We start from the raw sequence: 24,493 nt of genomic DNA on the forward strand, positions 1-24,493 counted from the left end.
CGGGCTATTTCTTATTTATCAGTCCTTTGAATATGTCGATATACTCTTTCGCCTTTTCGATATCGGTCTTCTGGCCGGTGGCGGCGCCTTCTCCCCTGGAGCCCATCTGTCCGATGACATCCGTTATCTTATCGACCGCCATGGAGGCGAGCGCCTGTTTCGATATCGGCCCCAGGTAGAACTTGGGGTCGCCTATCTCGCCCTTTATCTTGAAGTCGAAGACGACTTCGCCGGAAGGGGTCGCGAAATATTTGGCCAGGTCCTGGACCGATGTCTGCCAGAACCCGGCATTCTCATATCCCCTCTTTATGTAAAAGACAAAATCGGATATGTGCACCTCGTTGGTCGACCCTATGCTGCCGTTATCGAAGTCAAAGATGAGGGTACCGGAGAATTTGCCCTTATTAAATACGAAGGGCGCATATTTATCGTAATACGGCTCAAACGTAAGGATGTCGAGGCCGGAGACCTCGAACCTGTTCGACATGGTGAGCTTCGGCGTCGCCGGGTCGAGCGATACGTCCCACTTTATGACCTCGCCCCGGTTCCCGCTAAGGTTGCCTTCGCCGGCGGAACTCAGCGCAAGCACCTTCGTATATGTGTCATCGAACCTCACCGTCACCCGGCCCTCTATATTCTCGAAAGTTATGATATTGGGCCTGGGGCCGATAAACCTGTCTGTGAATATTATCCTGCCGCCGCTTATCGTAAATGTCTCCGGCAGTTTCAGTATCTCCGACGGCTTCTTCCCGCCGGTCAGTTTCGAAACGAGCACCCCCTGAGGGTTGCCGGACGGCCTTGCCGCGGCCGGACGGCTGCCGGATCCCGGTTGCACGACCTCCCCCATCCCTTCTATATTCGTCTTACCGTCCCGGGACCTCTCTATCCTGAGGACAAAGTCCTTGAATAACGGGTCGAATATTTCGAACCCGTCGAGCGGGCTTTTACCCATCATGCGGTACGAGCAGGAGACCTTCCCTATCTCAAGCAGGTACTTCTCTGAAGAGCCGGGCGGGTTCAACACCTTGAAACCATCGAGCGATATCCTGCTGTTCCTGGCATCGAACGTTATAGTATCGATCCTGACAAAATCGGGTAGGGCGTTACGTATGATATTTTCGGCGGAGTACTGGATGACACGGTAGCGGTAGAAGTACACCGCGGCGCCGATGGCGACGCAGAGAAGCACTATTACGATGAGCAGACGTCTAAGCATAGAGGTCACCCGAGTCACAAAGTCACGAATAAAAAGTCACCACGTCACCATGTCACAAGGTCACACGTAAAAGCTTTTACTGGTGACGTGGTGTCTTGGTGACCTGGTGACCTGTTACACTACTGTCCTTCTTCGAACAGATCCAAGAACCTGTCCTCGTAGAGCTTATACAGGTCCCACCTGTCGAGCTCCTTCTTCAGGATGCCGGCCTTCGTCTTATCGAGCTTTGCCTCGCGGAACATCTTCTCTATCTTCTCCATGATATAGCCGGGTATCTTCTTGTCCACGGGCGGCGTCTCAGGGGCTTCGTCCTCTATGGTGAAGGCATCCTTGACCTTATCCTCGATGACGCTCATGCGCTCGTCCATCTCCTTTATATCCTCGATCATCTCCTGCCGGTCCACCTCAAAGGAGAGGATGCGCTCCAGGGCGTCGATTATGGCGTTCGATGCCTTCGGGTTCGGGAAGCTTATCGCGTATTGCGGCATCGTCGCCAGGAGGCACAGGGCGTCTATATTCCGTTCCTCCGCAAAGCCGAGGATAAGGCCGTTAAGCCCGGAGATGTGGCCTCCCTCCATCGGTTTCACCCCGGCCTTCGTGATGGTATCGAGGAGCGCCGCCCTGTTGGCCACGCCGTACACTTCCGGGGGCTCCCTGTAACTTACAGGCAGCGGGAAAGCCGCGCCCGTGAATATCATCTTCGTCCTGAAAGAAGCGGCCGCCTCGAGGACTTTCTTCAGAAGGGCTATCCCCGCGGCACCCTGCAGCTGCACCTCCCCTTCGAACATCACTATATTCTTCTCTTTATCGTAATAGAAGACGTTGCGCGGCACCTCCGCGTACCTGGCTACGCCGTTCTCGACTATCACCGAATCGAGCACCGAGAACTTATCGATCTCTATTTCGGCTATCTCTACCGTCTTCATATTCCGCCTGAGGTAATCGACCGTGCCGAGAGCTACATTACCCATGCCCGGCCAGCCTGCTATCATGACCGGCTCGACCACCTTTATATCTTTGAGTATCTTTATGCCTTCCGGTGCCATCCTGATCCTGTCCGGGCGCTATTTGCCCCACAACCCCCGGTTATTCTCCCTCGCCTCTTTCTGCAACTTCGCGAAAGTGTCGGCGAATTTCACGTTCGGGGGCACAGTCATGACTTCGCCGTACCCTTCCTCAACGATCTTTGCGTTCACGAACGTCCCGTCCTCGAGATATACGTATGCCAGGAGGCGTTTGTACTTATCGCGTTTTTCGACATCAAAATCGAGGCGCACGTTCCTGCCCGCGCACAGTTTCTTTGTAAAAGATGACGCCCTCCTGCCCAGGGCCTCTATCACCTTCATATCCTTACCGCTGCGGCGTGCATCCCGCACGAGCTTGCTATTATACCTCGCCTCGGGCGTATCCACGCCTATAAGGCGGACTTTCTCGCCGTTTGATATCTGCAGGGTATCGCCGTCAATGACGCGCGTTACCCGGAAAAACTCTTTTTTGGTATGACCTTCCTGCGTGGAGGAGAGCGATGTGACGACCCAATAGAGGAGCGCTGCCGCAGTGAGCGTAATGACCCTGAGACGCGCCTTCCCGAAGGATCTGTCTATCACGGGATCCCTGCCTATTTGGCCTTGCGTCCCCGCTCCGGGATCACGGCCATGACCTCTTCGCCGTTACCCTGCGAAGGCAGCTGGACCTTCCGCCACACGCCGGAGTTCACTATCCAGGCGTCGCCGGTCAAACGGTCGACCCTTACTACAACAGGAGAATCCACTATGACCGTGTAGCGGAATTCCAGGAGAGCCGCTATGCTCACGACCAGTATTACGATAGCAATTATGATATTTTTCACGATACACCTCCCGTATGATTAATAGTATATCTCTTCTTCGGAGACGACCTTGCCGCTTTCGTCGTACTTGCGGATTATCTTCTTACGGGTGCCGTCCGGCATGACTTCGTAGCCCGGCTGCTGGGCCTGCTGGGTCACCTGCTGCTGGGTGGCCTGTCTCTTCGGTATCCTGCGGTAGACCTTGCCGCGCCTCTGTTCGGCCGGCTGGGTCAACGTGTCGAGGAGCGCATTCCCTATGACAGAGGTGCCGGCGCCTATGAGAGCACCCTTACCGGCGTCACCGCCGGAAGCGCCTGCCGCTATCGCGCCCGTGCCCGCTCCAAGAAGGCCCTGTTTTATTATGTTGGACGAACCGGACTGCTGAGGCGGTTCCTCGTAATACTCCTCCGGCTGTTCCTCATAGTAATAATAATCGTCGTCCTGGGCGACCGGCGCGCTGCTCACCCTGCGCGGCGCCGAGGAGGAAGAAGATGATGGCCCTGTCAATGAATCGAGAAGGGCGCTTCCGATGACCGATGTGCCTGCGCCTATAAGGGCGCCCTGCCCCGCCTTTCCGCCTGAGGCGCTGGCCGCTATCGCGCCCGTACCGGCCCCCAATAACCCCTGCTTAAGCACGTTCCTTGTGCTGTCATCCACCCCGTAAAGAGGGACGGCGGCACACATAACGATCACTGCCGCGAGCACCACCATTGCAACCTGTCTTGCCTTTATCTTCTCCATATATATCCTCCTATTATTGATTGCCGTATAATTATAGTATTAATTACTTAAAAACTCAAGGATAATACAACCCCCATACCCCATACCCTATACCCTACTCAGCTCTTCCGCCGCAAATATATTGCCCGGGCTGAGGATCCCATCCGGATCGAGCGCCTTCTTCAGCCGTGCCATCTCCCGGACCCCTTCCTTCCCGTACATCTCCTCCAGGTACCTGTGGCGCGTCTTGCCGATGCCGTGTTCGGCAGAGACCGTGCCGCCCAGGGCCACGCCCTTCCTGACAAATTTAAGGCAAAGCTCCTGTGAACGCCGCGCCTCGTCTTCGGACCTGGGCAGCAGGTTCACATGGACGTGGTTCTCTCCTATATGGCCGAATATGACGTGCTCGATACGCGTATCCCTGAGCAGGTCCGTATAGAACCGCATCATCTCATAAGACCCCTTGTCGGGCACGGCTATATCTGTGCTAAGCTTCCTGAAGCCGCTTCGCCTGACGATGTCGTTTATGGTCTCCGGTATCGCATACCTGAAGGCAGTAAAATCATCGAGCTCTTTTTCGTTCATGGCGACCCATGTGTCATCGAGCGAGGAACGGTGGCGCGATATGAGGCGTTCCACTATCCCGAACCGGGCGTCGTCCCTGCCTCCGGGGAGTTCCTCTTCGAAGAATATGGCGGCCCGGGCCTTCCCGGGGACATTCTTATTTCCGGACCGCAGCATCCCTACGGCGTTCGTGTCGAAATACTCCACCGACAGGACATCGAGCGTCTCCGTCTTCCTGCCGGCCATCCGCCTTTGCGACATCGTCTTCAGTTCCGAGGCAAAACCCCATGCATCGCGGGGGGCCGTAAAGAAGACGAAACAGCCGAATATCCCCCGGGGCTTTTCCGCCAGGCCCATCTCCGCTTCCGTTATGACGGATAGGGTCCCCTCCTGTCCGATGAAGAGGTCTATAAGGTCCATACCGTCCCTGGCATAATATCCCGCCGAATTTTTCACGTCCGGCATCCTGTAGGACGGGAACGGCAGCCGCAGTAGAGCGCCGCTTGCGGTCATCATACCGGGCATCTTCCCCGAGAGGAACTTCTCCCCCCGCCTCAGTTCGAGCATAGACCCGTCGGCCATCACCATCTTCAGTCGTTTAACGTGTTTTCGCGTAGGGCCGTATTTAAAAGACCTGGCGCCTGAGGCGTTTGTGGCTATCGTCCCGCCGACGAAGGCGGTCCTTTCGGTCGGGTGGCACGGGTAAAAAAGCCCGTTCTTTTCGGCGGCCGCCTTGAACTCCTCCACGAGGACGCCTGCCTGGACCGTGCCGGCCATAGCGCCTCCCGATATATCCATGATCCCGTTCAGCCGCTCCATCGACACCACAGTCCCGCCGAACGGTATCCTGCCGCCCGTAGTGCCTGTGCCGCCCCCTGTTATATAGAGCGGTGTCTTCTTTGAGGCGGCCTCCCGGACCGCTTCCGCAACCTCACCCGCGTCACCGGGGATGACGACCTTTTCGGCGTACCCTCCCTGGAGGTTCGAGCTGTCCTCCAGGTACGGACGCATAGTATCTATGTCGGTCTTCACTATCATAATATCTTCAGCTTGCGATCAGCTCTTTCATGCGGGAGATATACTTCGAGGCCTCTTCCTCTCCGGACTTTATTATCCTGGTACCCTCATATATCTCATACCATTCCACTGCCGGTAGGACGGGATGTATGGCTATATCGGCCGTTTCGGAACTCATTTCGGCCAGGAGATATTCGCTTGCCTGGATGCTGTTCACGATCACGTCGAAGATGCTCGTCACCTTCTTTTTCGATCTCTGTATATCCTGGGGGCTCGGGAGCGTATTCACGGCAATGATCTTCGTCACCCCCGCCCTTGCGAGGACACTCGTCGGAAGCGGGTTTATTATACCCCCGTCCACAAGGGGCCTCCCGGCTATCATCACCGGCTCGAAGACGCCCGGTATCGCTACGGATGCCGAGATGGCGTCCACGACGCTCCCCTTCTCGAGGACGACCTCTTCGCGTGTCTCTATATCGCAGGTCGCTATCTTGAACGGCAAACGGAGATCGTAAAATGTCATGTCGCCCAGGTGCGCATGAAAAAATTTCCTCAGCTCCGCGCCTTTGATTATCCCCTTAACCGGAAAGACAGGGTCTATAAGGCGGAGCGCCTTTATCTTGTGTTTGAACTCCATCATTATCTTTTCCATCTCGAAAGAGTCCTTGCCGGAGGCCCATAACGCCCCCATGAACGCCCCGACGCTAGTCCCGGAGAGCATATCTACAGGGATCCGCTCCCTCTCTATCACCCTCAAGACGCCTATATGCGCAAGCCCCAGGGCCGCGCCGCATCCCAGGGCCAGGCCGACGAGGCACCCGCCGACCTCGCGCGATATCCTGCGGACCGCCCTCGAATATTCGCACTCCGGGAAGGCGGACGAAAGCGGACTTCCCGCCTTAAGCGCCTTCCGCCGCATCGCATCATCGACGGGCGGCAGTGTCGCATATATGCCGTGCTTGAGCATCTTTGTCTTTTCATCGAAGCCGACTTCGCCGGGCGCCCCGAACTCATTCACTATGACCTTTATGCGCTGCGCCATCTCGGCCGATGACTTCGTAAGCTCATCTATCATCTTCTTCGTCGATATCAGGCTCGGTTCATCGGAGGCGGTTATTATATGTATTATATCCGACTGCTTCAGCGACTCGAATGTAGTCCGGCCCATGTGCGTGGGAAGGTCCGCCACCACGTAGTGGTAATCGTTGGTCAGATAGCTCAAAAGGGGCACTATGTGCGTTACGTCCCCGTCGTCGTCCGTACGGTACGGTATATTCAATATGTCTATACCCAGCGGGTGGCGAGCTATGCTCCTTATGACGGAGGATTCATTGAAGAACGGCGAGTCCAGGCCAAGCGGTCTCACCCCGTCTTTGATCCCGAGGAGGTCCGATATCTCGGTGCCCTCCCTGCTTATGTCGAGGAGTATGACCTTCTTATTCGTCTGGGACCTGAGAGAGACGGCCAGATTCACGGCATAATGAGTCGCTCCGACCTTATCGGGGGTACCGAATACGGATATGATGGTGCTCTCGAAGACCCTCTTTTCGTGAATATCTTTACGCTTAAGCCGGCGCGACAGCGTCTCGCCGAGACGTATGGCGAGGACGGGCAACCGCTTCAGCATTTTGTCGAAATCTTTTTTTGGGATCTTGAGCAGGATAGAATCGTTCACCGTTTCAACGGTGGCCGAATGGGGTTCGCTTGTGAGTATAGAGATTATGCCGAAAAATCTTCCGCGCTTGAGATATTCCAGGTCCTCTTTCCCTGAGGGCCTCGTTATATAGACCCTGAGGCGCCCTGTGATCACGCAGTAGAACGCGTCTGCGGCCTCGCCTTCCCTGTATATAGCGGTATCTTTTTTGTACTCGGCTATGGCGCTTACGGCGGCAACGGCCTTCTTATCTTTCTGCGAAAGGCCGGCGAAGACGGGAAGCTGGTCTATTATAAAGAGCTTCTCCTGCAGGCGCAGCGGATCATCCATTATCCTCACCTTTCAGTGAAGGCGCATAAAGACAAGAGGACGGCTCCCTGGAAAGTCCAAGAACCGTCCTCTTTAAAGATCTCCCGGATATCTTATTTATATCCGCAGAACGGGCAAGTATCCAATGAAGCAACCGACTCACCCGGTGTCCAGAACGTTACTACCTCTACCGCTCCTGCGCCGGTCCTGGTGATCGCGTTCCCTACACCCCTGAAGAAACCGACTATCGGGTTACCGCCTTCGGCAACGACCTTACCAGGCCTGAAGAAAATTTCAGTCCATCCGAATGCAACGTTACAAAGACCGCTGCCGAGACGTGAACCCCACGTCTTCTGCATATCGGCCCCTTTCAGGTTCGAGCACATCTGGCATTCCGCAGACGCTATCGATGCGGAAAGCAGCAGCACCGCCACTACCATTAACATCTTCTTCATCATCCCACCTCCTTTTTTCCCTTTTACAGACCGAGGATCTCCCTGACCCTCTTTACCAGCTTCTCTATATCGATCGGTTTGATGAAATAATCCACTACACCGACCGCATAAGCCCTCTTTATGTCGGATTCGTCCGAAAGCGCAGAAACGATTATTATCGGCAGGTCTTTTGTGGCAGGATTTCTCTTTATGGCTTCGCAGGCCTGCAGGCCGTTTATCCCGGGCATCTTCACATCCATGAGTATCAGGTCGGGAAGTTTTGTGGCGAGTTCCAGCCCCGCCTCTACGGCGCTGGTGGCCAGGACGACTTCGATGCCGCGCAACTCCATCGAATCCCTCAGGATCCTCAGGAAGTCCTCTTCGTCGTCTACTATCAGTATTCTTTTCCGGGGTGTCATTCTATGATAAGATAATTAATTCGCTGCTTCCGTTTCGGAAATAACATTCCCCTGTTCGTCGTACTTTCTTATTACCCTCTTCTTTATCGTCTGCGGGGCCGCGGCCTCTACCTCGGGGACCGTCTCGACCTCTTCCTCATAAGCGGCCTCCTGCCGCCTCTTCGACTCCTGATTGGCGCTGAGCAGGGTCCCGCCTACCGCCCCGACCCCCGCGCCTATGGCAGCACCTGTGCCTGCTTTACCTGAAGCGCTTCCTATGGCGGCTCCGAGCCCTGCGCCTAAGAGTCCTCCCATAAGAGCTCCGCCCAACGCGTTACCGGCGCTGTTACCTTCGCTGTCACTGTCGCGGCCGGTCGCTCCGGGACACGGGGCAGCCGACATCGAGATCGTAACGGCAGCTATAAGTATCCAGGCAAATATCTTCATATCAACTCCTTATTAGGGTTTAATACTCTTAATTAATATACATGGAAAACCGGGGATTTGCAAGAAAAATTTACGGTATGCTGCAGCGGATAGGACTACTTTCTTATGTGCGCGAGGGCTTCCGAGGTCTGCCGTTCGTTCCAGGCCTTTTTGAATTCAGCATGCCTGTCCTTATCGCATGCCGTCTTGAGAGGCGGCTGGACCGCATCGAGTCCGCATATGCCGGCAGCAAAATTTTTGGAAGGCCTTAATTGATTGCCCGAGATGAGACCTGCCGTGACGAGAAGTGCCGCAATGACCACGCTTGTGAGCGCTATCCTGGCGGCAGCGACAGGCTTTGTCTTACATTTCATATCTACGCCTGAAACGAGGTTTCCTGACAGATATTCACCTACTATCTCCAGGGCTTCGCTCTTATTTTCAGCGTCGCTTGTTATCTCTATGACGGTCTTGTATTTCATGGACTCTCCCCTGATCGAAGCAGTACGAGTATATACTATCTTTAAAGGTGTGTCAAGGAAAAATATATAACTATTTTATAATCTAACAGAGCCATTTCATCTTCACATTTAAGCAATTATAGAAAACTAAATATCGTTACTTTCTTCTAACTGTTAAAGCAAAAAAAATTGGCATCACCTGCACTTAAGTATCTTTACCATAGCCCTGTGGATCCTGCCGTTCGTAGCCAGGACGTCCTTATCATAATGCGAATAGCGCGTGCCGTCGAATCTCGTGACGATCCCTTTGGCCTCCCTGACTATAAGGCATCCGGCCGCGCTGTCCCACGGGCGCAGGTCCAGTTCCCAGAAACCGTCAAACCTGCCGCACGCGACATAACAGAGGTCCAGGGCGGCAGACCCGGCCCGCCGTATGCCCTGGGCACGCATCAGAAAATTCTTAAAATTTTCTATGTTTGTCTCTTTCTTCTCGCGAACACCGTATGAGAACCCTGTGGCAAGAAGAGATCTCCTGAGGGCCGGGGTCCGCGACGCGGATATTCTCTTCTTATTGAGGAATGACCCTTCATTCTTCACGGCCGTGAAGAGCTCTTCCCTCATCGGATCATACACGACACCGAGTATCACATCCCCCTCCTCTTCCAGGGCGACCGAAACAGAGAAGAAAGGGAAAGAATGGGCAAAGTTGGTGGTGCCGTCAAGCGGGTCGATGACCCACCTGTACGGCGAACGGCCTATCCTCGGGGGGCCTTCTTCGGAGAGTATCGAGTGGCCGGGGAACGCCTTGCGGACCTTTTTTATTATAAGGTCTTCGGACCGCCTGTCGACGTCGGTGACAATATTTATCCTCCCTTTATAGGAGATCTTTCCCGTCCTCCCGACGGACTTTCTTATCATGGCGCCGCTTTCGAGGGCTGCTTCTGTTGCTATTCTAAGGAATAGATCAGGCATTGTTTGTTAGTTTGGAGTTAGGAGGAATAAGCTGGTAGCCGAGCCGGAAGGCCCGTTCCAGGAGGTCTGGCCTCTTATTTATATCACCGGCGTCTTCGATCCTGCCGCAGAAGAGCTCGCCGGCATATTCGGTATCGATCGTCTTGAAGAATACCTTCACGATCTGTCTCGCATTCTCGAAAAAATCATTCTTATCATAACCGCCCGCGGAAAGGAATATCCCCCGCCTCTTCTTCCCGTCCCGTATCTTCAACATATACTTCTTGATCCATGCGCACTGGAAACGGTCTATCATCGTCTTCATCTGAGCGCTCAAACTTCCGAAGAATACCGGGGAAGCGAGTATAAGACCGTCCGCCTCTTTTATCTTGTCATATATGGCACACATGCCATCCCTGATGACACAGGCGCCTGTCTTGCGGCATCCTCCGCACTCCTGACAGGGCTTGAATTCGAGGTCGTTCAGGACTATCTTCTCTACGGAAGCCCCGGCAGACCCGGCCCCCTCCAGGGCTTTATCGAGAAGGATATCGGTATTGCCGCCTTTGCGCGGGCTGCCGCCTATTCCGAGGATCTTCATTATCGGCTTTCAGCTGTCAGCTTTTGCTGATAGCTCTTTATTTCACGATTATAGCGCTGACGGGACATTGCTCGGCGATCTCGCCGAGGTCGCAGCTTGCGCAGCTGTCACTTATTGCGTGGGCTATATTATCATCCCCTACCTCGAAAACATCGGGGCAATTAGAAGCACAGAGGCCGCATCCGGTACAGAGTGAATCGTCGATAGTGATCTTCGCCATGTAGATCCCCTTTCAATTCCCCTTCTTATCATCTTCGGAAATGCGCAGCCCTACGGTACGGGCTATCTCGCGGAACTCTTTATCATTTATCTCGTCGAGCGATTTGCGCAGTTTATTCAACTGTTCGTTGAACTTTATGGCCTTCTCCTGCATCATCTCGTGCGTCTCGTGTGAGCCTCCGAAAAGACGGAAGTTCTTCCCCCTCGTTATACGCACGTGGCCATCCTTGGAATCGAATCCCAATCCCAGCAAAACCTTCCTGTATAGTCGGTTCACCTTTCACCCTTCATACTGATATTTATCCTACACCCTGTAAACGCTGTCACCTATCCTGACGCGCGATCTTACCAGAAGGCCTATCTCCTGGGACTTCCTGCCTTCTTCTATAGAAACGTGATCGAGCTGTATGGATAACACCTTCTCTTTAAAATCGGTCGTGTGGCCTTTAAGATATATCTCATCGCCCACCCTGAGACCGTCTTTCAGGAGCAGTACGGCGGCGGCCTTTACATGCGGAAAATAGTGGGTCACCTCCCCCACCTTCTCCATCGTCGCCTCGGGCCCGGTCAACGCGGGTTTCTTTGTTTTCTTGACCCTTGACCTTTGACCCTTCGCTTTCCTGACCCTTGACCCTTGACCCTTCGTTTTCTTGACCCTCTTCTTTACAACGGTCTTTTTCGGAGTTCTCTTCTTCGCCTTCTTTTTCGTCGCCATATTCACCCCCCGATTTTACGACTTATTATATTATCCCCCTTTTCTATTTGCAAGTATTTTTGTGCGTCTTTAACGGGCAGCTGCCGCAGAGAGGTCTCTTCTTGCAGAAATCTTTTCCGGTCCTGACTATAAGCGCGTGATACTCATTGAAGAGTCCCGCGCGTTTCGGCAGGTTCTCCATGAAGAGCTCCTGCATCTCTTCATATGTCGCGTCTTCGGATACCAGGCCGTGCCTGGTAAAGACCCTCCTGGTGTAGGCATCTATGACGAAGACCGGTCTCCCGAAGGCATAGAGGAGTATGGAGTCGCACGTCTCGGGACCCACGCCGTTCACCCCCAGGACCTTCCGCCGTAATTCCGCGGTCCCCGAGCGGGACATCGCGGAGATGCTTCCGCCGTAGTCGGAGGATATAAGGTCGATGAGGTTCTTCAGGCGTCTTGCCTTGATATTATAATATCCGGCCGGCCTTATCACCTGCGCGAGAGACGCAGCCGGGGCCTTTTTGATGGCGCGGGGCGAAGAGAGTAGCCCGGCGGCCTTTAGGTTCAAGATCGCTTTTTCGACGTTCTTCCAGGACGTGTTTTGCGTCAGGACGGCGCCGACCATCATCTCGAGCGGGCCCTCGGCAGGCCACCAATCCTGCGGTCCATAGGCAGCGTAGAGCCGCCTGTAGATGGCCAGTAAAATACGCCGCTTATATTTTTTGCTTATTTTGTCGTCCCTTTTGCTCTTATCTCGTCTATTGCCACCTGCGAGGCCTTACGCACTTTCATGCTTTCGTCCTTTGAAAGGGCTTCCAGGTCAGGGATGAACTCCGGTTTCCCTATCCTGGCGAGCGACTGTATGGCCGCCAGCCGTATATCGATCACTTCATCGCTCAGGAATTTTTTAAGGGTCGGGATCACTTCATCGGTGCCTATATCCCCCAGGGAAATGACGGCTATTCGCCTGAGGTCTTTCTCGTCCCTCTCGGCAACCTTCATAAGGTAAGGCACAGAGCTCGGATCGCCGATCTTTCCGAGGGCGATAAGGGCTTCACGCCTGATCTTTATATTCCTGTCTTCCGAAAGCGTATTGAGTGCCGGTACTGCGGACTTCGTCCCTATATCCTTCAGGGCAACGACTATACAAAGACGCACGTTATCATCGTATTCGCCCGTCATATTCGAAAGTTTCTCCACTGCCCGTTCTTCTTTTATGTCGCCCAGGCCCTCTATGGCCAGGCACTTTATCCTGAGGTCAGGATCGTCCGTCAGCTTAAGGAAGACATCGCCGAGCGACGGGTCCTTTATCTCCTGGAGCGAACGTGTTGCCAGATACCTGACTTCGGAGTCGTGGTCCGCAAGGGCCTCCTTCAGGACCCCGACGGCCCTGCTGTCGCCTATCTTCCCCAGCGCCTTTGCCGATGCCCGGCGTATCTTTACATCGGTATCTTTCATAGTCAGGACCAGCGCATCGACCGCCATGGGGCTCCTGATATATCCCATGATGTCGATAACGGCTATCCTCTGGCTTACCTTGGCTTCCTTGTTCTTCGCTTCCTCTGCGAGCGCCGGCACCGCCTTCTCCTTCAGCGAGGTCAACGCGACCGTGGCTTCATGAGCGTATTTCGTATCTTTGAGAAGCTCTATGCTCCTTCTCGCGGTCGACTCCGCCCTCAGGTCCGCATCATCGGCATACGCCGGTACCGCGGAAAATATTAAAGCGCTGATCAAAACTATCACCTGACCCTTGCCCATACGTCCCCTCCTTTTTTTACTCAAAGAACTCCGTATCGCTGTACTTATATTTACATATCCCGCGTTTGGACGTCTGTATAAATTCTATAAGATGGCTTATCTCTTTTGAAGACGGGAGCTTCTTCATCTCCTCTATCGCCTGCGTCGTGTTCAGCTCGGACTGATAGAGCAATTTAAACGCGTCCTTTATTCTCTTTATCTCTTCTCTCGGGAATTTTGCCCTCCTCAGCCCTACAAGGTTAACGGAGCGCACGACCGACGGGCCGCGGACCAGCATATAAGGGGGCACGTCCTTATTCACCCCTGTGAACCCGCCCACGATGGCAAGCGTTCCTATCCTGCAGAACTGGTGGACGACCACATTACCCGATATGAATACGCCGTCCCCGACAATGACATGGCCTGCCAAAAGCGCGCAGTTGGCGATGATCACCCGGCTGCCTATATGGCAATCGTGGCCGATATGCGAGACCGCCATGAGATAACAGTCGTCACCTATGACCGTAGGAGAGTCCTCCTTCGTCCCCCTGTGGATGGTCGCATACTCTCTTATGATATTACGCTTTCCTATGATGAGCCGCGTCTTCAGGCCCTTGTCGAATGTCAGGTCCTGCGGCGTGTGGCCCAGGACGGCGCCCATGTGTATCTCAGTGCCGTCCCCCACGCTGGTACCGTTCATAACGTGGGCATGCGGCCACACCTTGACGTCCTTACCAAGTTCGACGTCATCCTCTATTATCGCAAACGGCCCTATATCTACGCCCGGGGCTATCCTGGCCCCTTTGCCGACTATCGCCTTTTCGCTTACGCTCATTTTGCACTTCCTTCTATCTTATCCAGCAACTTGTTCAACGCTTCCGCCACCGGCCTTACATCGTCCCTCCTCCTCACCCTTATACGTTTTGAAAAGTCCCCGCTGTCGGATATCCTCCTTATCTCCCTCTCGAGGCGCTCCATGGGGCCCACGAACCTGTGCGACATCGCGATGCCCCATATCATCAATATAAGGAAGAGGGGCGGCACGCCTATCAGGAGCACGAAATTTATCTTCTGTATCACCGGGAATAGGTTATATGCGATATATTCCGGTATGCCCAGCTGTTCCGCCATCACGTTGAATATCAGGTAATAGAGGCACCCCCCTACGAACAGCACCGGGACGATCATCGACACCATCAGGAGAAAGAGATACCTCAGCTGGACAGGCCCGCCGGTAAAGAACTTCACCCGTATAAATCTGGTCCTCATCATCTGGTCCCCCTTTCGCTGGCGAAACCGTCTTCTTTATACCCCAGTTTTATCTCGTCATACATCGATTCCGCGCTGGTGAGCGTGTGTTCGGTGTTCGTCATGAAAGCTATAGCCCCGACATTGCGCTCCGGATCCTTCCCGAACGCCTTCCTGTAGTCGGCCAGTATGTCGCGTTCCTCGCGGCACCAGCCGTCACCCTCACCGGGACCGCTCCTCAATACGACCAGCTTTATGTTCTTTGAATAGGGGCTTGTGCCTGTAGTGCCCGCCGGGACCGTCTCGGTCCACATATATTCGATGACCTTTGAATTAAGGACGAACGGCGCCAGGAATATCACGTAGACCCTGGCGGCGAAGTCGTCTTCTTCCGTCGTCTTAAGGCTCTCGGGCAATTTTTTGGCCGGGAATTTATTCACCCTCCACTTCCAGGTGATGATGGGGTTCTTCGTCTTCGCGTCCATATTTATCTTATAGTAAAGGGCCGAGGCGGTCGAATCGCTCGTGGCCTTTACATAAGAGAGCGTGCCGTCCTTCTCTACCTTATAAGCCACCTTTCCCCTGAATACCTTCTCCTCCCACTCCTTTAACTCGTTCTCATCGGAGAACGGGAACCACTTCACCAGGAGCATCTTATATATGAGGGGTATCTCTCTCGCTTTTTTTATCTCTTCCGGTCCTTTTCCCGGCAGGAAATGCCTGTAGCAGAAAGGCAGGGAGGCGAGCACGGCTAGCAGGATAAATACGGCTATCTTCCAGTATCTCTTCTTTGCCAGGCGCCTGTTTTGCATATATTGGTTAGTATTTTATTGCGGCGCCTGATAAAAGTCAATAAAAAACCCCGCCCTTTTTTCAAAGGGCGGGGTTAAATACAGCAAATAACTACTTAGAAGCTTACCTTCACTGTACCAACAACATCGGAAGCGACTTCATCATTTCCGCCGCCGTACACTTCACCGGGGAAGAACCAGCCGGCCAGAATGCCGAAGCTGACGTCTTCTGTGTAATCCCAGTTGGCCTGCAGGTCTATTTCGCTGCCGACATAACCGTCTGAATCGGAATCGTTATAAATATACTGCTTCGCGTTCCAGAATAGGTTATAGTTGGCCTTCAGCGTCAGACTGTCAACAGGCTGTAGGCTTCCTACGAAAATGACCTGGTGCTGGTTGGTGAACGATGCATCGGCTGAGCTCTGGAGCTGACCACTCCTTGTAGGATACTGATTGGTCGTATAGAACTTTCCGACGAATTCACGGATGGCCGAATCAAACTTGCCTCTATACATCGGATCCCATCCCTTGAATGTACCGCCGGCCCCTGCCGGGCTCTCTTCCGCCTTGTTGCCGGAGTAGTATACCCACTCTGCGCCGATCTTCGGCTTCCATGCGAACTTCTCTGTGAAGTATCTGCACTCACCGCTGATATCGAGCGCCCATGCCGAACGGGACCTGTCATTGATCTGTAACCTGCTGCCCAGGTACTCACCGCACTGGTATGCGCCTTCTGCCGCGACCGTGAACGCCTCGATCGGGTCGACGCTTCCACGCAGACCGAACGTATGCACCTCATTGCGGGCTTTCGAACCGACCCAATCTTCGATGCTCCTGTCTCTCTTCCAGAACCAATAACCTTCTGCCTCGGCCTTGTAGGAATCGAACTTGTAACCGACGTTCGCGCCCCAAAGGTCTACATCATCAGAGGCCTGTACCGCGTTCTCGGCGATCTTCGAATATACGCCCGTGATCGTCCAAGGATCGAAGTCCAATACCGCTTTCACGGCATCGAACGCAGTCATTACCGAGTATTCCTGCGCCTGTATAGCTCCGGTCGGATCGGTGTTATTTAAATTCGATCCAACGATGAAGCCCTTACCGAACCACAGGTTCTGCCGGCCGATAGTTACCGTGAGGGGCGAATAGATGAAGTCCTTCAGGGTAACATACGCCAACTCTAATTCAACATCGAACTCATCCGGGTTATCCGTGTAACCGCCGAGACCGTTTGGCGCAAGAGTGGTGTCACTCTGGATGTTCTTCGCCTTGACGTTCCAGTCTCTCTGGTTTGCCAGCCTGATGACCGTCTGGACGTTATCCGTCAGATCGGCCTCAACCTGCACTTCTGCGGTCGACATGATCCAATCCTGGTTCGACTGCTGAATACCGGTTCTGGTGCCCAGTCCGGCCGCTACGTCTTCCGCAGGTTTGCTTACGTAGTCGTAAGAATCCCTGTAGAAACCGCGGATGGCCAGGTCACCACTGACCTTCACGCTCTGTGTCTCAGCGTATGCGCCGCTTACCATGAAGCAGAGCGCCAGCGCCAAAACGCATAGCACGTTTAAAAACTTCATTATACAACCTCCTTGTTATGTCTTATGAACAATTTAACTTTATATTTCACAATTCGGCCCTTTAAAGATCTGCGTGCCCCGTTGATGGGCCTTATCGTATATGTATTTCATTTATTATCTATAACGCCACACTTTGATAACTTAGAGCTTGCTTGTGCACCACCTCCTCTTGCGCTAAGATTTAAGTCATCTATGACGGTATAGTCGAACTACCTTTTGGTAGTTAACAGAAGTATATCATATAGGGTAATGGGTGTCAAGGGTATTTCACCTTTTTATTCCTAACGTTTCCTAACGTAAAACCCCTATTTTCCGCAATAAAACCCTTGAATTCCAGAAAATCGACCTGCGGGCGGCCTTACCAACCCCTATGTTCCGCAAGAATATATCTGCCTTTTTATCGGAGATGAGATCTTCCGGGCTGTGAGAATCGGTATTCAGCACCAATTTAGCCCCGACAGAGCCCGCCATCCTGAAGAGACGCTTATCGGGAAGGCGGTGGCTCTTGCGCGTAGTGAGCTCAAGATAGACACCCCTCTTTGCGGCCAACGCCATGTCCTCTTTACTTATCAGACCGGGATGGGCAAGGATATCGCACCCGGCCTCTATGGCCCGCCTGTTCGTCCCGGGCAGGACCGGCTCAGAGATGGTCTCGCCGTGGACTATCACGATCTTCGCTCCGGCCTTCCTGGCGAACTTCACGAGCGGACGTATCTCCTCCAGCGGAGCGTGCGTTATCTCCACGCCCGGGATCGAGATTATATCCCAGTACCTGTTGAGGACTTTGCATGTCTTGACTATGCGGGGAAGGACGAAATCTATATTGGAGAGGTCCACGTGATCGGTGATCGCTATCGCCTCATAGCCGACAGCCTCCGCCCTCCTCACGAGCTCGCTCGGCAGTAGCTCTCCATCGCTGAAAAGTGTATGAGTGTGAAGATCGATCATTTTCTTTCCAACCTCCTAACTCCCAACTCCAAGCTCCAAACTATATTGGCGCCCCTGGCCTGAGTCGAACAGGCGACACCAGGTTTAGGAAACCTGTGCTCTATCCATCTGAGCTACAGGGGCGTCTATTTCTTAAGCTTCCTTAATGCTCAGATGGATGCCTACTACTAGTCTATTGCTACGAAGGCTATCCATCTGAGCTACAGGGGCGATGTTGTTATGCTGTATTCGCCCTGCTGGCGAAATCTCGCCGAAGCCCTCTGTCTATCGCACGTTGATGGCGTAGGCGGATGAGCTACAGGGGCTAGAAAATTTCTGTCTATCTCTTCATGAAATTTTCACTCCGATGCCTGCAAGCAAATTCCGGAGGAATTTGCGCAGCGCTTAGGCATCGGAGGAACAATACCAAAAAGCCGCGATGATTATAACAACTTTTCACGGCGCTGTAAAGAAAGTTCTGACATTCTCTATTTTTTGAAATCTACAACCGCCAGCAGCGCGGCGGCCACTTTTTCGTGGCCGCGCCTGTTCATATGCCCGTCCAGCATATAATAATCGTCCCCGGAGAGGATATCTTTCGCATCCAGCACCGCCATCTCCCTGATGAACCGGGGACGGCCGTCTGAACCTTTTTTCTTCTTCAGCGCAGGCACAAAATCATCGTCTTTGCCGAACTTCACGACTATAACCCGGACCCCCGTAAGGTCGATCCCGCTATTGATGACCGCGTTCAGGAAAAAAGCGGCCGAACCCCTGTACGAAGATGCCCCGTTTCCATCTTTCCGGGAGGAGGCCATATCTTTGATCTTTCTTATGATACCGTTATACTTGGAAAGGAGGTGCTTCCCAAAAAAGTACCTCCTTCTATTCCCCTCTTTACGGACAAGCCGGTCGTACCTGCCGGGACCGGTCACCGGGAGCATGTTTTTATTTAAATAAAATTCCCTGTTCTCGTTGTAGTCGTTAGTATCATATTCGATTATGAGATACTTCAACCGGCTCCTGTCCACCCGTTTCAGCAGGAGCATCTCCCTTACCGTGCCGTATGAAGAGACGGCGGCATTCAAGACCGGCAGGCCGGTCTTCCTTTCGATTATCTGCGGAAAGGTCTCATCCTGTTCCACGCCCCAACCCATGGCGATAGAGTCCCCCGCTACTACTATAACAGGGGACCCCAGGGACGCTTCATCATCACGCACGCCAAGGGAATTGACAAGATATTCCGTGCGAAATTCGATATTCGAAAAGATGAACCTCCCCGGCCGCAGGGTGTACATGACGCCGCTGTCATACCGCGCGCATTCCGGCATAAACTGTATTATGTTGACGTTGCGCATATACAGGCTGCTGAAGAAAAATACGACACTCCTCGGAGCATACCTTAACAATGGGTACGGGTTGTTCAATACCAGGACAAAAACGCCCTCCAGCGCCGCTGACAGGATCACTATCAGGAGCAGGATAGAGAGCGGTGTTTTATACTTTTTTTTCATGGAGCATTACCTGCAACACGCCGGTCAGCTCTTCCGCCAGCACCTTCCCGCATATCTCATGCCCCTTATCATTCCAGTGCATGTCCCCCTTGCGCAGGAAGAGATCGATCCCTTCGGTATATGCCCTGTCGATCGCTTCCGGCACGCGGTCTATAAACATGATGCCGTTCGCCGCGCATATCTTCCGGAACTCTCCCAGGTAGGGCTGATAATCATCCGCTGCGAAAACGACTATCGGGATACCCCCTGCCCTCGCTTTCATCTTTTCTATTATCTTTCCGGTCACAACGACCGATTCCCTGAAATTCGCTAAATCCGCGCCCCTCTCTTTTATATCTTCCTCGACATTATATAACCGGCCGCCGTGCGCCAGGGCCGATGATATCCGGTCCATCCTGTTAAAGATGAAATAGAAGACCCTTGAATGGGTTGCCAGGGATATCCTGGTCTTGCCCCACCGCCGCGGGAAACGGTATTCTATCCTGCCATCTATGAGATAAGGCCTTGTGATCAGGCTGTTGCTGACGAAGCTGGCAACATCGAGCTCCCACAGGTTATTGATGAAGTCGTTCCCGCAGGAGATCTGGAGGACGACCAGGTCCGGCTTTATCTCATCTATGAACTTATCAATGACTATATATTCTTGCAGGGTCCCGTACGCAAGCCCTCCGTAAGCGAACACCTCCGCATTCAGGATATCACCGGCCACTCTGTAATACATCTTATCTTCATCAACGCCCGACCCGTATGTGAATGAATCCCCGACGAAAAATATCTTATACCTTTTGGAGGACGGGTCCCCGAAGACCTTCTTCCCCTTCCACCCCAGTTCGTCATCATACCGGAAGAAAGGCGAGCCGGTGAAAGGTATGCCGAACCTTATCTTGTGATATGCGCGCAACAGGACTTCACCTGAAAGGAATACAAATAGGAGATACCCGCACAGGATAAAGAGGGATACTGCCGGAATGGATTTTTTTGATCTATCGGTTTTCAGGGGATATCAGCAATATTCGTCTTTGATCAGAGAAACGACGGGATAACCCTTGAGCTTCTCGCGCCCTTTCAGGGGGAGGAGCTCGACCACGAAAGCTAGGCCGACTATCTTGCCTCCCATATTCTCTATCATCTCTACCACGGCATGGGTCGTCCCGCCCGTGGCCAAGAGATCATCCACTATAAGGAGATTCGCGCCTTTTTTGAACGCATCCTGGTGGATCTCAAGCGTATCTTTGCCGTACTCGAGGTCGTAAGTCACGCTGTTCGTCTTGAACGGCAGCTTCCCCTTCTTCCTCACCGGTATGATGCCTACGCCGAGCTTATAAGCGAGGGCGGCGCCGAATATGAACCCCCTGGCCTCCACGCTCAATACCGCATCGATCGACTTTCCCTTGAACTGATCGGCTATCATATCCACGGATTCCCTGAAGGTCCTGCCGTCTTTCAGGAGCGGCGTGATATCCTTGAATATGATCCCCTCTTTAGGAAAACCGGGCACATCCCTTATGTAGGATTTCAGTTCCGTTATCATCTCTTTGCGGCCTCCTCTCTTCTTGCGGTGATCTCCTTTTCCTGCTGCATTATCACTTCCCGCATCTTCTTCATCGCTGCGTTCTCTATCTGGCGGACCCTCTCACGCGTGATACCAAAATATTTTGCGGTATCCCTCAGGGTCTTAGGCACACCGTCCTTAAGCCCGAACCTCAATACCAGTATCCGTTTCTCTCTCTTCGACATCTTATCTAGCAGGTCCTTGATCCTCTCCTGCATAAGAAAGTTGGACAGGCCGTCCACGGCGGAGACGATGCTCTCGTCCTCTATGAGATCGAGGAACTCCGTTGAGCTGTCCTCCCCTATGGGCGTGTTGAGGCTCGATATCCCGGTCGCCATCTTGCTCAACTGCCTGGCGCGCTTCATCGGGAGCCGCATCTTTTTCGCTATCTCACTCACCTTGGGCTTGCGCTTGAAAGTCACCGTCAGCTGGTCCGTCGCCTTTTTGAACCTCATCAGAAGTTCGATTATGTAAACCGGCATCCTGACGGTCTTCCCCTGGTTTGCGATCGCCCTGGATATGTACTGGCGTATCCACCATGCCGCGTAAGTGGAGAACCTGTAACCTTTCTTGGGGTTGAACTTCTCGACGGCCTTCATCAGACCGAGGTTGCCCTCTTCTATCAGGTCGAGCATCGAGACGCCGAGGTTCGAATACTTCTTGGCGATGTTGATGACGAGGCGGAGGTTCGATTGGATCATCTTCGCGCGCGCCGCCTTATCGCCTTTCTTTATGCGATTGGCGAGGTCTATCTCCTCCTCGGGCGTGAGGAGCGGGAGCTTCTTGATGTCTTTGAGATACAGTCTTATAGCATCCATAGTATTTAGTTTGGAGTTTGGGGTTAGGAGTTGGGAGCAAAACCCCTAACTCCCAACTCATAACTCCTAACTTATTCTACTTCTTCCCCTTCCCTTCCACCGCCGCCTGCGCCGCCGCAAGGCGCGCTATCGGCACACGGAACGGGGAGCAACTCACGTAATTCATCCCTACCCTGTGGCAGAATTTAACGCTGTCAGGGTCGCCGCCGTGTTCGCCGCAGATACCCACCTTAAGGTCCTTCCGGACCGACCGGCCGCGGTCTATGCCTATCTTTATAAGCTCGCCCACACCTTCCGTATCGATCGTCTGGAACGGGTCGGCGGGCAGTATCTTGGCATCGAGGTAGTCGGGGAGGAAACTGCCGATATCGTCGCGGCTGAACCCGAACGTCATCTGGGTCAGGTCGTTTGTGCCGTAGGAGAAGAACTCGGCCACTTCCGCCATCTTTGCGGCCTGGAGCGCCGCGCGCGGTATCTCTATCATAGTGCCGTACATGAAAGGAAGGGTTTTAAGCCCGAACTTTGCCATTACCTCCTTATGCACCCTGTCGACGATCGCCTTCTGGTGGACGAGCTCCTGGGGCGTGCATGTCACCGGTATCATGATCTCCGGGTACGCCTTCTTGCCGGCCTTTATGAGCTCTGCTGTCGCCTCCAGTATGGCGCGCACCTGCATCTCGGCTATCTCCGGATATGTGATGCCGAGGCGGACGCCGCGATGGCCTAACATGGGATTATTCTCATGGAGGTCATCCGCGCGCCTGTTCAGCTCGCCCATATCGATGCCGAGTTCTTCCGCGAGCGCCTTTAACCTGTTTTCATCGAGAGGGACGAATTCGTGCAGAGGCGGGTCGAGGAGCCGGATCGTGACCGGATACCCCTTCATCGCCTCTATCGTCGCCTTCACGTCGTTCTTGACGAACGGGAAGAGCTCTCCGAGCGCCTTGCGCCGTTCCTCTTCCGTATTTGACATGATCATCTTGCGGAGCAGGAAGAGCGGCTTATCGCTCCCTTCGCCGTAGAACATATGCTCGGTCCTGAAGAGGCCTATACCCTCGGCGCCGAATTTTACCGCCTGGGCCGCGTCTTTCGGGGTATCGGCATTGGTGCGGACTTTCAGCACCCTGAACTTATCCACAAGCTTCATCAGCTCCGTATATGCCTTATTGTTATCGAGGTCTATATCTACCAGGGCCAGCTTTCCTTTATATACCAGCCCCTTGGTGCCGTTCAGGGATAACCAGTCACCCTCTTTGACGACCTCGCCTTTCTTCGTCTCAAAAGATCTGCCGTCCTGGGCGATCTCCAGGTCCGAACATCCCACTATACAGCACCTGCCCCAGCCGCGGGCAACGAGCGCCGCGTGCGAAGTCATACCGCCCTTCAGGGTGAGGATGGCCTGCGCCTTATGCATACCGTCGACATCTTCGGGGGACGTCTCTTCCCGCACGAGTATGACCTTCTCCCCGCGCGAGGCCCACTCCACTGCATCCTCGGACGTAAATACAACGCGTCCCACCGCGCCCCCCGGACCCGCCGGCAGCCCTTTGGCTATCGCGCCGGCGCTCAACTCCGCCTTCGGATCGAGCATGGGCAGAAGCAGCTCGACCAGCTGGTTCGGCCCGACCCGCATGATAGCGGTCGCCCCGTCGATAAGCTTCTCTTTATGCATATCCACCGCCATGCGCACCGCGGCAACTCCGTTCCTCTTGCCCACACGGCACTGGAGCATGTAGAGCTTCCCCTTTTCGATGGTGAACTCTATATCCTGCATGTCGCGGTAATGCTCTTCCAGGCGCGTGCGGATAGAGTCAAGCTCCCTGTATAATTTAGGCATGATCTTTTCAAGCGTCGGGAGGGACTTGCTCTGGTCGTTTTTGGAATATTCATTGATGGGGCCGGGCGTACGTATGCCGGCGACCACGTCCTCACCCTGCGCGTTCACGAGATATTCACCGTAGAACTGCGCCTCACCGTTGCCCGGGTTACGGCTGAATGCCACACCCGTGGCCGAATCGTCTCCCATATTCCCGAATACCATCGTCTGCACGGTCACTGCCGTACCCCACTCATCCGGTATCTTCTCGATACGCCTGTACTCAAAGGCGCGCTTCCCGTTCCAGCTTGCGAAGACCGCGCCCACGCCGCCCCACAACTGCTCCTGGGCATCGTCCGGGAAAGGCCTGCCGAGGACGTCCTTGATCGTCTTCTTAAAATCGGCGACGAGCTTCTTCAGCTCCCCTGCCGTAAGCTCGGTATCGGACCTGTAGCCTCTCGCCTTCTTCACCTGTCCAAGCTTCTCATCCAGTATCTTGCGTATGCCCTTACCGTCTTTGGGTTCGATCCCGGCGGCCTTCTCCATAACGACGTCGGAATACATCATGATGAGCCGCCTGTAAGCGTCGTAGACGAACCTCTCGTTCCCCGTCGCCTTGATGAGCCCGGGTATCGTGCTCTCGGTGAGCCCGACGTTCAAAACCGTCTCCATCATGCCGGGCATCGAGCGGCGTGCCCCGGAACGGACCGAGACCAAAAGCGGGTTATTCCGGTCGCCGAACTTCTTTCCCATGATCTTCTCGACACCGGCCATGGCGGCGTCCACCTGGGACTTCAGCTCTTTGGGATATGACTTCCTGTTCCTGTAATAATAAGTGCAGACCTCTGTCGTGATGGTGAAACCCGGAGGTACGGGAAGGCGCAGTTTCGGATGCCCCGCCATCTCGGCCAGGTTGGCCCCCTTGCCCCCCAACAGGTTCTTCATCGATTCGTTGCCGTCGGCCTTGCCGCCGCCGAAGAAATATACGTACTTCACTTTTTTACCACCCATCTGTACT

28 protein-coding genes and 1 tRNA gene are annotated in these 24,493 nt (G+C 53.9%); all 29 read right to left on the reverse strand.

The genetic code is table 11. From position 1 onward, the window contains the following. Positions 1–4 precede the first annotated feature (4 nt). The 29 genes from WC515_01110 to ppdK all read right to left on the reverse strand — a co-directional run bounded on the left by WC515_01110 (position 5) and on the right by ppdK (position 24,486). A complete protein-coding gene (locus WC515_01110; protein MFA5145970.1) occupies positions 5–1,216 on the reverse strand; it encodes a DUF748 domain-containing protein in 1,212 nt (403 codons plus the stop codon). Between the two features lie 119 nt (positions 1,217–1,335). Next, positions 1,336–2,262 carry a PAC2 family protein gene (locus tag WC515_01115; GenBank protein ID MFA5145971.1) on the reverse strand — a complete coding sequence of 309 codons (927 nt, stop codon included), beginning with the start codon at positions 2,260–2,262 and terminating at the stop codon, positions 1,336–1,338. 18 nt (positions 2,263–2,280) lie between these two features. After that, on the reverse strand, positions 2,281–2,823 hold the full coding sequence (locus WC515_01120) for a thermonuclease family protein (GenBank protein ID MFA5145972.1): 543 nt from the start codon (positions 2,821–2,823) through the stop codon (positions 2,281–2,283). Between the two features lie 11 nt (positions 2,824–2,834). Continuing rightward, positions 2,835–3,065, reverse strand: a complete 231-nt coding sequence (locus tag WC515_01125) for a hypothetical protein (GenBank protein MFA5145973.1) — start codon at positions 3,063–3,065, stop codon at positions 2,835–2,837. Between the two features lie 18 nt (positions 3,066–3,083). Then, positions 3,084–3,785, reverse strand: coding sequence for a hypothetical protein (locus WC515_01130; protein ID MFA5145974.1), 702 nt, complete (start codon positions 3,783–3,785; stop codon positions 3,084–3,086). Positions 3,786–3,872: 87 nt separating this feature from the next. Further along, the gene (locus WC515_01135) at positions 3,873–5,366 is read right to left on the reverse strand and encodes an FAD-binding oxidoreductase (protein MFA5145975.1); all 1,494 of its coding nucleotides are present in this window, start codon (positions 5,364–5,366) and stop codon (positions 3,873–3,875) included. A gap of 7 nt (positions 5,367–5,373) precedes the next feature. Next, positions 5,374–7,329, reverse strand: coding sequence for a patatin-like phospholipase family protein (locus WC515_01140; GenBank protein ID MFA5145976.1), 1,956 nt, complete (start codon positions 7,327–7,329; stop codon positions 5,374–5,376). 92 nt (positions 7,330–7,421) lie between these two features. After that, complete coding sequence (locus WC515_01145) at positions 7,422–7,766, reverse strand: exosortase system-associated protein, TIGR04073 family (protein MFA5145977.1); 345 nt, start codon at positions 7,764–7,766, stop codon at positions 7,422–7,424. Positions 7,767–7,786: 20 nt separating this feature from the next. After that, positions 7,787–8,161, reverse strand: a complete 375-nt coding sequence (locus tag WC515_01150; GenBank protein ID MFA5145978.1) for a response regulator — start codon at positions 8,159–8,161, stop codon at positions 7,787–7,789. 15 nt (positions 8,162–8,176) lie between these two features. Continuing rightward, positions 8,177–8,587 (reverse strand): glycine zipper domain-containing protein, encoded by a 411-nt coding sequence (locus tag WC515_01155; GenBank protein ID MFA5145979.1) that lies wholly within the window; start codon positions 8,585–8,587, stop codon positions 8,177–8,179. Positions 8,588–8,682: 95 nt separating this feature from the next. Further along, positions 8,683–9,048, reverse strand: a complete 366-nt coding sequence (locus tag WC515_01160; GenBank protein MFA5145980.1) for a hypothetical protein — start codon at positions 9,046–9,048, stop codon at positions 8,683–8,685. A gap of 174 nt (positions 9,049–9,222) precedes the next feature. After that, positions 9,223–9,999: an inositol monophosphatase family protein gene (locus WC515_01165; protein MFA5145981.1), complete on the reverse strand. Its 777-nt coding sequence runs from the start codon at positions 9,997–9,999 to the stop codon at positions 9,223–9,225. Next, positions 9,992–10,579, reverse strand: a complete 588-nt coding sequence (locus WC515_01170) for a flavodoxin family protein (protein ID MFA5145982.1) — start codon at positions 10,577–10,579, stop codon at positions 9,992–9,994. Before WC515_01170 ends, WC515_01165 begins: the two co-directional genes overlap by 8 nt. A 37-nt stretch (positions 10,580–10,616) precedes the next feature. Next, positions 10,617–10,799 carry a ferredoxin gene (locus WC515_01175; protein ID MFA5145983.1) on the reverse strand — a complete coding sequence of 61 codons (183 nt, stop codon included), beginning with the start codon at positions 10,797–10,799 and terminating at the stop codon, positions 10,617–10,619. A 12-nt stretch (positions 10,800–10,811) separates the two neighbouring features. Next, positions 10,812–11,075, reverse strand: coding sequence for a hypothetical protein (locus tag WC515_01180; GenBank protein ID MFA5145984.1), 264 nt, complete (start codon positions 11,073–11,075; stop codon positions 10,812–10,814). A gap of 27 nt (positions 11,076–11,102) precedes the next feature. Further along, the gene (locus tag WC515_01185) at positions 11,103–11,513 is read right to left on the reverse strand and encodes a hypothetical protein (GenBank protein MFA5145985.1); all 411 of its coding nucleotides are present in this window, start codon (positions 11,511–11,513) and stop codon (positions 11,103–11,105) included. Between the two features lie 43 nt (positions 11,514–11,556). Beyond that, the gene (locus WC515_01190) at positions 11,557–12,123 is read right to left on the reverse strand and encodes an endonuclease III domain-containing protein (protein ID MFA5145986.1); all 567 of its coding nucleotides are present in this window, start codon (positions 12,121–12,123) and stop codon (positions 11,557–11,559) included. Between the two features lie 98 nt (positions 12,124–12,221). Further along, on the reverse strand, positions 12,222–13,253 hold the full coding sequence (locus WC515_01195) for a HEAT repeat domain-containing protein (protein ID MFA5145987.1): 1,032 nt from the start codon (positions 13,251–13,253) through the stop codon (positions 12,222–12,224). A 16-nt stretch (positions 13,254–13,269) separates the two neighbouring features. Next, positions 13,270–14,067 (reverse strand): acyl-ACP--UDP-N-acetylglucosamine O-acyltransferase, encoded by a 798-nt coding sequence (lpxA, locus tag WC515_01200; protein ID MFA5145988.1) that lies wholly within the window; start codon positions 14,065–14,067, stop codon positions 13,270–13,272. Then, entirely contained in the window at positions 14,064–14,504 is a 441-nt protein-coding gene (locus WC515_01205; GenBank protein ID MFA5145989.1) for a HAMP domain-containing protein, read from the reverse strand. Before WC515_01205 ends, lpxA begins: the two co-directional genes overlap by 4 nt. Next, positions 14,501–15,292, reverse strand: coding sequence for a DUF3047 domain-containing protein (locus WC515_01210; protein MFA5145990.1), 792 nt, complete (start codon positions 15,290–15,292; stop codon positions 14,501–14,503). Before WC515_01210 ends, WC515_01205 begins: the two co-directional genes overlap by 4 nt. 95 nt (positions 15,293–15,387) lie before the next feature. Next, the gene (locus tag WC515_01215; GenBank protein ID MFA5145991.1) at positions 15,388–16,848 is read right to left on the reverse strand and encodes an alginate export family protein; all 1,461 of its coding nucleotides are present in this window, start codon (positions 16,846–16,848) and stop codon (positions 15,388–15,390) included. A 291-nt stretch (positions 16,849–17,139) separates the two neighbouring features. Further along, a complete protein-coding gene (locus WC515_01220) occupies positions 17,140–17,796 on the reverse strand; it encodes a histidinol phosphate phosphatase domain-containing protein (GenBank protein ID MFA5145992.1) in 657 nt (218 codons plus the stop codon). A 46-nt stretch (positions 17,797–17,842) separates the two neighbouring features. After that, positions 17,843–17,919, reverse strand: a tRNA-Arg gene (locus WC515_01225). 344 nt (positions 17,920–18,263) lie between these two features. After that, a complete protein-coding gene (locus WC515_01230; GenBank protein ID MFA5145993.1) occupies positions 18,264–19,289 on the reverse strand; it encodes an SGNH/GDSL hydrolase family protein in 1,026 nt (341 codons plus the stop codon). Then, positions 19,273–20,190 (reverse strand): hypothetical protein, encoded by a 918-nt coding sequence (locus tag WC515_01235; GenBank protein MFA5145994.1) that lies wholly within the window; start codon positions 20,188–20,190, stop codon positions 19,273–19,275. Before WC515_01235 ends, WC515_01230 begins: the two co-directional genes overlap by 17 nt. A 102-nt stretch (positions 20,191–20,292) precedes the next feature. Then, the gene (locus tag WC515_01240; GenBank protein MFA5145995.1) at positions 20,293–20,820 is read right to left on the reverse strand and encodes an adenine phosphoribosyltransferase; all 528 of its coding nucleotides are present in this window, start codon (positions 20,818–20,820) and stop codon (positions 20,293–20,295) included. Then, the gene (locus tag WC515_01245) at positions 20,817–21,659 is read right to left on the reverse strand and encodes an RNA polymerase sigma factor RpoD/SigA (GenBank protein MFA5145996.1); all 843 of its coding nucleotides are present in this window, start codon (positions 21,657–21,659) and stop codon (positions 20,817–20,819) included. Before WC515_01245 ends, WC515_01240 begins: the two co-directional genes overlap by 4 nt. Positions 21,660–21,735: 76 nt before the next feature. Then, positions 21,736–24,486 (reverse strand): pyruvate, phosphate dikinase, encoded by a 2,751-nt coding sequence (gene ppdK / locus WC515_01250; GenBank protein MFA5145997.1) that lies wholly within the window; start codon positions 24,484–24,486, stop codon positions 21,736–21,738. Positions 24,487–24,493: the final 7 nt, after the last annotated feature.

The organism is Candidatus Omnitrophota bacterium (assembly GCA_041650805.1).
Classification (GTDB): domain Bacteria; phylum Omnitrophota; class Gorgyraeia; order 2-01-FULL-45-10; family 2-01-FULL-45-10; genus JBAZKM01.